Origin of the sequence: Bacteroides sp. HPS0048 (assembly GCF_964240755.1) — a bacterium.
Lineage (GTDB): Bacteria > Bacteroidota > Bacteroidia > Bacteroidales > Bacteroidaceae > Bacteroides > Bacteroides nordii.
The window spans coordinates 164864-177714 of record NZ_CAXSVC010000003.1 but is presented as its reverse complement, the minus strand read 5'-3'; the positions used below and the strand labels follow the sequence as shown (position 1 = coordinate 177714).

General features: G+C 37.4%; 7 protein-coding genes. All 7 read right to left on the bottom strand.

Going from position 1 to position 12851, the window contains the following annotated elements:
- Positions 1 to 227 precede the first annotated feature (227 nt).
- Positions 228 to 1697 carry an O-antigen ligase family protein gene (locus ACESQI_RS03495; protein WP_229127614.1) on the bottom strand — a complete coding sequence of 490 codons (1470 nt, stop codon included), beginning with the start codon at positions 1695 to 1697 and terminating at the stop codon, positions 228 to 230.
- Positions 1698 to 2235: 538 nt separating this feature from the next.
- Positions 2236 to 3234 carry an LA_2272 family surface repeat-containing protein gene (locus ACESQI_RS03490; protein WP_229127613.1) on the bottom strand — a complete coding sequence of 333 codons (999 nt, stop codon included), beginning with the start codon at positions 3232 to 3234 and terminating at the stop codon, positions 2236 to 2238.
- Positions 3235 to 3277: 43 nt separating this feature from the next.
- On the bottom strand, positions 3278 to 3916 hold the full coding sequence (locus tag ACESQI_RS03485; protein WP_195660359.1) for an LA_2272 family surface repeat-containing protein: 639 nt from the start codon (positions 3914 to 3916) through the stop codon (positions 3278 to 3280).
- A 145-nt stretch (positions 3917 to 4061) separates the two neighbouring features.
- Complete coding sequence (locus ACESQI_RS03480) at positions 4062 to 4547, bottom strand: hypothetical protein (protein ID WP_263667022.1); 486 nt, start codon at positions 4545 to 4547, stop codon at positions 4062 to 4064.
- A gap of 4 nt (positions 4548 to 4551) precedes the next feature.
- Positions 4552 to 6537, bottom strand: coding sequence for a hypothetical protein (locus ACESQI_RS03475; RefSeq protein WP_373125453.1), 1986 nt, complete (start codon positions 6535 to 6537; stop codon positions 4552 to 4554).
- Between the two features lie 67 nt (positions 6538 to 6604).
- Positions 6605 to 8563, bottom strand: coding sequence for a hypothetical protein (locus ACESQI_RS03470; RefSeq protein WP_373125452.1), 1959 nt, complete (start codon positions 8561 to 8563; stop codon positions 6605 to 6607).
- A 103-nt stretch (positions 8564 to 8666) separates the two neighbouring features.
- Positions 8667 to 12809 carry a two-component regulator propeller domain-containing protein gene (locus ACESQI_RS03465; protein WP_373125451.1) on the bottom strand — a complete coding sequence of 1381 codons (4143 nt, stop codon included), beginning with the start codon at positions 12807 to 12809 and terminating at the stop codon, positions 8667 to 8669.
- Between the last annotated feature and the right edge of the window lie 42 nt (positions 12810 to 12851).

Genomic DNA, 12851 nt, shown 5'->3' with positions numbered 1-12851 from the left:
ATATTACAAAAACAAACTCTGATAAGACTATAAAAATCACACTTTTAACCTTTTGTATATTTACATTATAAAAGTACGTACTTTATTAGTACAAACTATGCATTTTAAGTATGTCTTAAATAGGTAATTAACACACATTTAAATACGTACTTTTATAAGTAAGAAAATCCAGCTTTAAACAAATACAATTATTTCTTTAGATATTTATAAATTCACATTGAAACTCTCTACTTTCCCAGATATTTTCGCACATAGTGTTTTACTTCCATTGCAACAGACCCTTCCAACTTATATTCACCTATAAGAATCTTCTCACCCAACTCTTTTGCTTTTTCATCATTCCCGGTTTCTACATAAAACCGAAAAAGATAATAATGTGGAAGTATATGTCCCGGAACCATGTATATAGCCGTTGATATCACTTTTTCCGCTTCCGTATATCTTTCCAGATACATAAGGCAATTTCCTAAATCGATATAAAGATCGGGACTTGGTAGCAATTCAGCCCCCCGTTGTAAAAAAGGTAAGGCCTCTGTGTATTGCCCATTTTTATATAAATAATGGGCATTATTTAAAATATAACTTCTATTATATTGTTTGGCAAAAACATATCCGGACAGAACCCTCTGATACCGCCAACATGCCCAGACAGCCATCAAACATGCAAAGGAAATCATACCGGTTCGAAGAAAATTCCTGTATCTACATACACAACCTTTTATTTTCTTCTTTCCACTTCCGGATATAACTCCCAAAAGAAATGCAACCATTATCAGTAAAGAAGGAACTTCCCCTACATAAGAAAAACAGGAAAAAACACATAAATACAAAAGCATAGCACGAATATAACAGTCAGACCGGGAAGTAAACAGAGTAACAAAAAGTACAAGAAAAATTAACAGTCCGATGATACCATATTCACAACAGATACGCAAAGGCTCATTAAAAGCATGAATGTTGGATGTAGCACGATTCGTATGTTCTGAATTTGGGTTTTCCTTAAAATAAGAAGCTTGCGCCAACATATATCCGGCAGGAAAAGAATCGGCTCCTTTTCCTGTTAATGGAGCTTCATTTATCAATTCACTACTAACCCTCCAAATAAAAAGACGACCGTCTGCCGAATCTTTCTTCAAATTATAAAGAGGAACAGCTAACAACGTAATGACCAACAAGGAGTATAAAAAAAATTGAAAACGTATTTTCCTTCTTTTGCAGAAATAATAGAAACCTATAAAAGACAGAAATAAAGCCACCCAAGATGCACGAGATTGTATAATTATAAATAACATTGTAACAGGTAATGCAGCTAAAAGTAAACCTCCAAATAATGACCATCGTTTTTGGCCATAAACAGCCTTCATTAAAAAGAAAAAAGCCCATATTGCAAGCCCGGTATATTCCCCTAAATGTGCAGGATTAAAGAAACTACCTGTTACTGAAAAATAAAGATGATTGGAAGGCAGCCATTCTATATATTGCAACCAACCATATATAGATTGTATAAAACCACCCAAAGCAATTACTATATATATCCATATACGTTGCGAGGATGGTCCGTAAATACGTCCACTGATATAAAAAACACCGGCAACAATCCACAAAACAATATTTTCATCCGAGATTCTCCGTTCATTCCAAAGAAAAGTAGTCATAAGTATCCATCCTCCAAATAGTAAAACAAGTATATCTGTCATGCTCAACGGTATCCACTCGGATCGGTTTATACTCAAAGTTGCACACAATAGAATGAAGCAGCCTCCCAATAACATTATATAATGATTTTCTTCTATCAGGTGTCTGAAAGAGGTAAAAAAAGGTAAAAGCAAAAAAATAATGCCTGCCAGTAGCCACTTTATATCTACAAATTTGATAACCATTTTCTGTAGTTAAAAATAAATCGATTAATTATCAAAATAGCATATTACATATTCTTCAACAGAAGGACATAGCATTAATGTGTTCCACAGAATAATCCAAAAAATACGCCAAATATACCATAGCTTCCAGGTTGAGTCTCTAAAGCATACAAAAAACGATAGGTTTATTGCCATAAATATAAAAGAGAATCCAGGATAGAAATATAAGTGAGAAACTTTTGAAACTTCTCTTACATGAGCATGAAATCCTAACAACAAGAAGAAAAACACTTGTGATAAAACGATATTGTAATTCATACAATTGATAATTTCTCGTAAATAATGATTCATCATCGAAACAATTTTAAATTAACCATCAAAACAAGATAATGCCTCCTTCTATAATCGGTTGATGGGAATGGGTTTTGTTTCTACCATAATGACGGATTACCTCATACCCACCGGATAAGAACAAAGACAGTTTGCTCCTAATTTTACACTCCAAATTTAAACGTGCCTGCAAAGCATATAAGCTTCCCGGAAGGGATTCATTACGATTCTTCCCGGTCATCAAATGTTGATACCCTATATCACCACTTATGTCTAAGAATTTGGAAATTGGTAGCCAAAGACCGCTACGATAGGATAAATTCCATGAGAACTTATTATTCAAGTGGAAAGAATAAGCACCTACGCCAACCATATTATAAAATAACTTCCCACGGAAACGAATGCCCACATTCATTAGTGAACTATTCCCACCAAAGATTATCGCTTGTATCTTTGTGGAGCGATTGAGGTTAATTAGACCCAACTGGAAAATATTGGACTTTTCTTCCGATAAACAATAGTTTACAATTCCTATTTGTACACCTTTACAGTCGCCACAAAAATTAAGTGGGGCAATCTGTACTCCTCGCAAAACATCGGTTATACCGATTAATCCACTAACTTGTATCCCGAATATATTATCAGAGCTATTGATTAATCCAGCCACTTGTAGCCCTTTAGTACCATCAGGAGACATGTTCATAATTCCCCCTAAACAAATGCCATTATATTCACCTGAATAATGGTTAATGTTCCCAAAACCAGCAATAGCAATTCCTTTGATACAATCAGCACGTAGAGTTAATAAATTAAAAGCTAATCCATATAGTTTATCAGCTTTAGAATTCACGCCAATATTCAAATAAGTAGTTTGCCCTTTTATAGACTTAATGGAATCGCGTCGTATATTCTCCAAATCCAAGGATCTCATTGGCTGCGTACAAACCTTAGAACCTAAAGACAAATTAACACCGAAACATCTATTCTGAGAGAACAATCCTACCGCAGCACTCAATAATAAGAGTAATATCAAAACTTTTCTCATATGCATCGTTTAATAATAAAGTAATAGAAATAGTTTTTATAACTTACGAAAAAGTAATTGAAGTGAGTAAATTCGACAACCATTCCCAACAATCTAAAGTGAACCGATTAATGTTAATCAAACCAATCTGAAATGTATACGTTTCTGAGTAGTTAAATAAGCCGATCTGTATTCCTTTAAACTCTCCCGAAGTAACATTGACCGGTGCTATCATTCCACCAGCTCCGTCACCTGCAGAATTAATCAAACCGGAAAACTGTATTCCACGCAATGTTTCAGCCAAATTGAACATTCCCGATACTTGTGTTCCATAAACTTCTCCAAGACTATTCATGATCCCAGCTATCTGTATCCCATGCAATACACCTGCCGTGAAATTTATTCCTCCGGAAAGAAACAAACCATCATAATCATGCGCGGTATGATTTAAAATGTATAACCCGGAAACAGCTACTCCTTTTGCCTCATACACCATACTACCCAACACATTGACAGCCAATCCATTCAAACAATTCATATCCGAAGAAAAACCAAGGTTTAAATAACAGGTTTGTTTGGTTTCCATAGGAAAAGTACATACATCAGAATTCAGGGAAAGATTAATTCCTATATGCTCATTCCGGGAAATAAGCATAAATAGGCTTAACACAATAGCAACAGTTAATATAAATATCTTTTTCATTTTAACAAATCTAAATTAGCCATCAAAACAAGATAATACCTCCTTATATATAATTGGTTGATACATCAAAACCTTTCGTTTATAACAAGATAATGAAAGAATATCTGAAGCGCTTTTAAATGCGCTTCAGATAAAAAAAACAGACCTAATAACGATCTACTTCTTTCCAACTACGAGGATCGTTTTCTACCAAACGAATTTCCAAATCTTTTATCACTTGATCTTTAAATAGGGAACGATAAAGATTAGGCATCCCTTTTTTTATCATAAATCGAGTATCCTCCGGACCTTTCAAATAAGGTCTTTCAAATTCTACATAAATAAAATAAAGAGGACGCTTATCTCTCCAATAATAATAGTATTCTACAACATAAGTCATACTTGCTCCCCAAAATTTAGATTTATCAGGAGTACGACCATTAAAGGGTCTTTGCAAATAAATGTCAAGCTCAAATTCATTAGTAAATTTGGAGAAAGGCTGATTGATATACCGATCTTTATGGGTGATAAAATTCACCTCCATGTACTTCAAAGTGTCATTATTACACTCTTTCAAAGAAACATAACCAGATTGAGAAAAAGATTCTACTACTATCGTAGTAAAAAACAGGATTAAAAATATTTTTTTCATAATATTACTTACAGTTTATTGGAACAATTTTTTCATTTCTAACAATAGTAGAATACACATCAAAATTTATTGATGTCTTCTCTTTTTTAAGTATTCGAATGCCGGCATCTGTTTGACGCAGTAATTCCGCAAGTGCCATCATGTGCCTTTCATTGGCATTACTAAAGTCGCTAAAATCAATGGCATATGCTTTATTCCAAATTCTAGATAATTCAGTTCCCGATTTAAACATATTAATAGCAGAAGATTCTGACTCTGATGCACTACCGGCATGTTTGGCATAGAAAGATTTAACCTTGTCTCCATCCTCAACATAAAGCATATAGATTTCATCTTCTGTGTAGATATAGGATGATTCACATATAGAATAATCCGAATACCACTCAGCCAGATACAATAGATCAGTTCCCGATGGTGGAGTTTTATTAGGGTGGTTATGAATTGTTGATACAGTAGTGAATCCAGTCAGAGCCTTTACACTGGTGGTACTTGTTCCTATGGCTAAATCAGCTAATCTATATACGTCTTCATCCGGATAATATGATAAACTTATTGCATTTTCATACATTCCATTCGTACTCAAAACATTCTCAAACTCGGAGTATGAGTGATATCCAGGATCATATGCCACAACAGATCGCATAGCATTATAAATTGCAGAAGCTGTATTTTTCAATGCTTGAGCATTAGAAATTAAATCACATAATGTATGAATCTCCTTACAATGTCTTTTCTGGCAAATCGGACATTCTTTGCTTGAACAAACAAGACAAGGACTCGCTGCTCTTGTTGATGAATTATTATCATTTATAAGCCCTGCACATACAGGACATTTAGGACCCGAACAATTTGTTTCCGAATCTTCACAAGTACAAGGATAACTATGACAAATACTGCAACACTCGCATGGATATAATCCACAGTTTGAACATAACTTATAACATATACACGGATACTCCCAACATCTATAACAACATTGACACGGGCTTTGCCCACAATAATAACAACAATCACAATCATCTACAGGCTGATTACAATTGGAGCAATACTCAATCACTACATCACAATCATAGTAATCATCTATATTGTGCCACTCATTACAAAACGGACATTGATAATATTCCCAGTCTGCAGAATAAGTGGAAGCATTGACTGACAAATCTATCATATCCATTTTATAATAAATTGCATTTTCCGGTATTACTCTATTCTTCAAAGCTTGTCTGCTAAAAACTTTATGTGTAATTTTTCCGTCTGTATAATACCAACCTTGACGAATATGGCCATTGAAAGTGGACTTATAAACAAAACCTGTAAACTTACTATTATAAGGCCTATGCCGCAATTCTTTTACTTCATTCTTGCCTTTCTTCAAATATTCCTTGGTACCTATTAAAGTAATCATATAACATTCAACACGAGAGGAATCTCGCTTCTGTTGAAAAACCAGCATACATTCCACTTTACTACGTTCGTTCTGCATCTTTTCATCTTTTTTTTGCCACTTCTTTAATGCATACAGTTTACCGCCCGTATTCAATGGGACTTCAACATAGTTAAACGTTGTATCCGACCACTCTCGGACATTATCCCACTCCATGCGAATATTACTTTTTTTCAGTTCTGGCAGAGTTGAACGAGCTTTATGTAGCATTTGCTTGTCTATGTTGTAGTTATGTGTATATTCATGTCCGTGGTGAGTACAACTATCATGTTCACATAAAACAGAATCCTTACCAGACAAACCATTTGTATGTTTCGTCTGGCAGTTTGGGTCATTACAATCTTCTTCTCGTTGCCAAGAAGGTAGTTCGACAATACCGTTCATTTTGTCAAAAAGAAACCTGGCAGATTCGGCATTTAGTTTACCAACAGACAACCCCACTGTTCCGACATCCTGCTCTATAGGAGCCAACCCTAAATCTTCCTGACAAGAATAGCCCACAATGAGTGCTATCAAAGACAATGCGATTAAGATTTTTATCTTCATAATTCTTTCTTTTTCAGTTAATACTATCATTAATATACATCTGCAGATGTTTTTTTTTATTTTACTCTTACCAGAAACGCACTTTGCCTTTCTCCATCGTAAATATCCGATGTTCCTTACCACGACTTTTATCAATCAAAAGGTATAATCCATTAGAAGGGATGTTATGAAAATTCAGGAAGGGATACATTGCTTTCTGTTCGCCTAATGATTGAAACACATGATCATTGTAATAAAACAGCTCGTAGATATCACCTGCCATCACGTGATTACTATCTGTACGGGGGAGATATTTTACCTTGGTCACATGAGTATTCTTCCCCAAATCAATGCCGATCCAGTCTGAAATAGCGATATAGTCATTAATTGACTTATTATAAAGATCATACGCCTGAGGCAACAAATGAGCATCCGCAGGAGGAAAAAAGAGTTTTCCATATAGACAGGTGGTTGTATCTGCTCCATATACCTCTAATTCTGACAGTTCCATTTTAGCATTTCCATTGTGCTTGATACGTAGATAACGGCGAGGTATGGAAACACCCGAAGCATATACAGAATCATACTGTGTATTGGCATCGTGGGTAATGGTACATAATGTATCTACTTTCCGAAAATCCTTATAATCTGATGATTCTATGGTAGCCCCTATGATATGACGGCTGTAATTGGCAAAACGGTGAAAAAGAAGGTATTTCCGATGTAGAGTTAATGATGTTCGTTCTATCTTGGAAGGAGAAATAAAGTGAACAGTACCATCTAAACGAACATGAAAAGGAAGAGAAGCAGGTTGTAATTCGTCATCTTGAAAATACCCTGCTATAAACATGGTTTCGGGACCAACATCTGTAAATGTTACTTTAAGTCCATCCCGCTTACCGTAATGTACCGGTATCCAATGTGAGTTGTTGAATACACAAAGATAGGCATATTCCTGATTATCATCCGGTTCATAATCCAGAGAGACTGTTATATCATGGCAAGTCATATACTCGGAAGTGACATCCTGTAAAAAGCGGTTTTCAAAAAAGATGGGGATAGATTCGTCACCGGTATGATCTATCAACGCCCGTGCATTACGTTGATAAGTATGACGATACACTTTATTCATCTTATAATCCTGATTCAGACCACGAGGACGTGATTCAAATCCGGTGAAAGGATAATGTAAACCTGTGAAATGGTACACAGCATTCCAACAGTGCTTTCCCCCACGGGAGGACCACTGTTCAATAGACTCCATTGAAACGGGAATACCTAAAGAACGCATCACTAATACAGTAACAGGAACAAATTCCGGACAGCCTAAAGAGAAAATATCTTTCTCTCCGATCAATGGATGAGAAAAACGAACGGAATCTTTCCGGGCAAACCCCATCTCTTCTATCATTTTACTATTGACATACAGACATGCCTGATAGGGAGACTCATTAATCTCGTCTATCCCTGCAAAACGTCCGGGCATATCGCCATACATACCTTTCAGAGAATCACGCCAATTAGTAATGGGTTCGTTGCCTACACGATAAGGAAGCAGATATTCACAAAAATCATCAAAATCAAGATGATGTGCCCAGGGATATTGCCAGGCTTCAAAAGCACAATCGATGTTGTGTATAAGATAAGAGGCGGTGATACACTCCACGTCTTCTATACGGCGTGCACCACTCACTTTATGAATGGACTGATAAGGATAGAGATGAAAAATCTGCCGGATATGCCAGGGAAGCCTACACATGGCAGCCGAACGGTTTACACTATCCCGATATTCATCTAACGATGTACCATAATAAGAATAATGCCCGGGCATGTTTTCAATAAGGAAGACAGCGGCCCGTAATTTTAAGCTATCGGCATCTTTCTGTGAATAATGCATCAACACCTTTTCCAATTCAGAACGGTTATCACCACTTTTCTCTAATGCCTGCTCTAACAAAGAAGAAGGTGGTGGCAAATGAGAATGGCAGGCCAGCAAAGCAATAAATAGTATGACCCAAAAGGGAATTAAAACAAGTGTGTTTCTCATAGCTTGTGTATTTTTGACAAAGCTATGAGAATTTACACAACTGCATTATAAATATTGTATCAGTTTTTTAAAATAATCAATCAACATTCCTGTAATAACAAGTTTATTCTGCACTCAGATCATCGTTTAGTGGTATCTTACCACCTTCACGATGTTTCATCACAAATTCCGAAGGTGAATACCCATACACAAGCTTAAAGCTGTTTGAAAAATAAGCATGACTATTAAAACCGGTAAGTACGGAAATCTCCGACACGGTATAGTCTGACTCTACCAATAGTTTAGCGGCAACTTCCAACCGTTTGTTTCGGATCAATTCGGTTGGAGACAGCTCTGTTATGGCCTTTAGTTTTCTATACAGATTGGCACGGCTTAACCCAATCTCTTTGCTCAGCAGGTCTATATTCAGATTAGGATTGGCAATGTTTTTCTCTATAATCTCAAAGAACTTTTGTGTGAAACGATCATCGGTAGAAACGATCTCGATACCCAATGCTTCGGGAGAGAATTTTTTACCATAGAGTTTCTTTAGTTTCTCACGTGCTTCAAGCAAGTTATTGATGCGGCAGAGCAAAACATCCATGTTAAATGGTTTGACAATATAATCATCAGCACCTACGGAGAAACCTTCTTTTATATGTACAACCATCGATTTGGCAGTCATCAGCACAACCGGTATATGGCCTACACGCAGGTCTTTCTTCACCAGCGTACAAAGTTCAAGACCGTCCATACGAGGCATCATAATATCACTGAGAATAAGATCGGGATATTTCTCTACGCAGATATTAAAGGCATCTTCGCCATTGTCTGCCTCGAGCACATAATAATAAGGTTCGAGACACTCCTTTACATAATTACGTACTTCATTGTTGTCTTCCGCCAGCAGAACAGTCCATTTCTTTTCGGCATTCATAAGAGGAAGTTTCGCTGTAGGCGGAATTACATCTTCCACAATACGCTCTTCTTCCTCCGCCGCAAAGCAAGACTCATCGTACACCCCTTTACTGACCGGAATGATCACTTCGAATATAGTTCCGTGGGGTTCATTGGAGGCTACTTCAATGATACCATGATGCAGGTTGACAATAGATTGGGTCAGACTAAGCCCAATGCCTGTACCCACATTATTTTCCTGACTCACCCCTACCTGATAGAAAGGAGTGAATATGTTCTTTATCTCATCCGTAGGAATTCCTTTACCTGTATCTGTCACCAACAGGCGTATCATGTTCGTATCGGCAGGAAGCTCTCCCAACTTTTCTTGCTGCCGGGATGGCAGTTCGCTATAGGAGATTGCTCTCAGATCGAGTGAAACCTCTCCTCCGCTATTCGTAAACTTAAAGGCATTGGAAAGCAGATTGAAAACAACCTTCTCAAACAGAGATTTATCGAACCATACACTCAGGCGCTCTTCGTTCCTGTCGAACACAAAGTTGATATTCTTATTCATAGCTATCTGATTGAAAGCACAGCAAATCTCCAGCATAAAAGAGCGGATATTGCTCTTTGTGAGCCGAAGCTGCATCTTTCCATCCTGATTCTTCCGAAGATCCATAAGCTGATTGACTAACAGTAACAGCCGTTGTGCATTACTAAATATCAGACTGAGTTTATTCTTCACGCCTGCACTGAAATCTGCCATCTGCATGAGTTCCTGCAAAGGTGCGATAACCAGCGTCAACGGAGTTCGTAACTCGTGAGAGAAGTTGGTAAACAGGCGTAGCTTGGTCTGATGAAACTCTTCAAGTTGAAACTTCTCTTTCTGCTTGAACACCAATTCACGTTCCAGTTTCTGCTTATTGAGGATGTAATACATGATAATTGTAAGCATAGACAAAAAGACAACGACATAGAACAGATACGCATACCAGGTCTTCCACAAGGGAGGAGTGATGATGATACGAAGTTTCTTTACCTGCTCATTCCATATCCCGTCATTATTGGCTCCTTTCACTTCAAAGGTATAGGTTCCCGGACTCAGATTGGTATAATAGGCTTCTTTACGATTGCCGATATAATTCCATTCCTTATCATGACCTTCAAGAAAAATAGCATATTGATTCTGTTCCGGAAAAATGTAATTGAGTGCACAGTAACTAATGGATATATTATTCTGATTGTATTTCAACCTGATTTCTTCGGTATCATCAAGAATAGAGGTAAGTATAGTACTTGCTCCAGGTTCCACCTCTTCATTATTAACCACCAATCCGGTAAGAACAAGTGGCGGAATGTAAGAGTTCTGCTGCAATTCATCGGGGGTAAAGGTTACAAAACCATTGTTTCCGCTAAAACAAATATCTCCGTTGGGAAGCATGGCACCACTATGAGGGGTAAACTCCTGTATGGCAACTCCATTGAAGATATTATAGTTAGCGCACTCTTTCGTCTTGATATTATAGCGTGAAATACCGTTGCTGGTACTGATCCAGAGATTGTGCTTTTCATCCGGAACAATAGCACAAACATCATTCTCTGCCAATCCTGATTCCTGCGTAACAGTACTGATGATCCCCTTTTCTTCATCATAAAGAGCAAGCCCTCCTCCAAACATGCCAATCCATATATTTCCGGAAGCATCACGGACAATACTAGTGATGTAGTTATTCTGCAAACGCCGGTTTTCAGGCTCCTCATCCATACTGTAATAAGTCATCTCATGTCTCCACTCATCGTATTTCACCAATCCGTCATTACGAGTTCCTACAAGCAATACTCCGGGTCTCAGCTCCATCATGCAACGCACACTCCTCACTCTTTGCGGAGGAAGAGTATCATTGGCCAACTTAAAACTATTCTGTACACTCTTGTCTTTTCCAAGTTTAATCAATCCCACATCCGGACTGGCAGCTCCCAACCAGAGATCACCATTCGATGCCCTCAGTATGGAATAAATAGACATGGCTTCCTTAAACTGATAATAAAGCGAGTATTTCTTTGTTCGGATATTAAACTGATAAATACCACCCCGATTGGTTCCGCACCACAGAATATCACCTTCCAACATCAGCCCTTTTACAATATTCTGGCTATGTTGCAACTGAACGGAATCTTTGATAGGATAATACTGATACCTGCGAGTAGGCAGATTATAATCGAGTATCCCCCGCCCTTCTGTCGCCATATACAGACAGCCCGTAGGCATACAAACCATTGTACCATAAATGCCGAACATAGCATCAAAGACAGTTGTAGGATCATGAAAAACAAAGCGATTGTTGTACTTACTACTATAATTGATACCTCCGGCATAAGTACCTACCCATACAATATTACTTCTGTCCACAAAAAGCGAATAAATAGAGAAATGGCTGAGATTGCCTTGTTCCAAAGAGGCGTTGGAGTGTAACAGTTTGGAATTGTTGTGCAGGTCAATTGTATAAAGTCCGTCGAACGTACCTACAAGTAGTGTACCCTCCACTTCGGCAATACAACGGATACTATTGTTGGAAAGTGCACTGTTATCTTTGGTATAAGTAATAATCGTTTCACGGTCTATATCAAGCTTGAATAGTCCGTTGTAAGTAGCTCCGCCCCAAATCTGTCCTTTAGAATCTTCAAAAATAGTAGCAACGTTATTACTGGGCAAAATACCCAACTTATCTTTACTATTGGCCGTAAAATGCTTTAATGGTTTCATATTCATATCACAGACATAAAGCCCTTTGTTCTTGGTACCGATCAGCATTTGTCCCTTAGTAGTTTCATAAATATCGGCTATCAGTTCTTTCTTAAGCTGTCCGTTCAGTTCAATCACCTGAAACATATCCATATCATTAATATACAGAAACATCCCTTCGGCCGTACCTACCCACAAACGATTACGGGAGTCGACCAGCAAAGCACGAATAGAGCTGTTGTAAAGTAACGGATAAGCTTTGGTATTGAAAGATTTTATTTTATTGGTTTTCAAGTCAAGGCGGTTAAGGCCTTTACTTGTTCCGATCCATAGATTACCGAATTTATCTTCGGCCAAAGTAGTGATATGATTATCGCTCAAACTAAGCGAATCGGTATTACTATGCTTGTACGCCACAAAACGGTTACCATCATATCGATTCAGTCCATTACGGGTAGCACACCATATGAACCCTTTAGAATCTTGCATGATCTTCAGAACAGAAATTTGGGAAAGACCATCCTTCAGATTCAAATTAGAAAAATAGAAATTCTCAGCCTCTTTGGCAAACAGCACCGGCAAAGTGAGAAAACAAACTAAAAACAACAATAATCGTTTCTTCATTAGAATAGTAATGTGTAATTCATAATATCATTTTCTACGCAA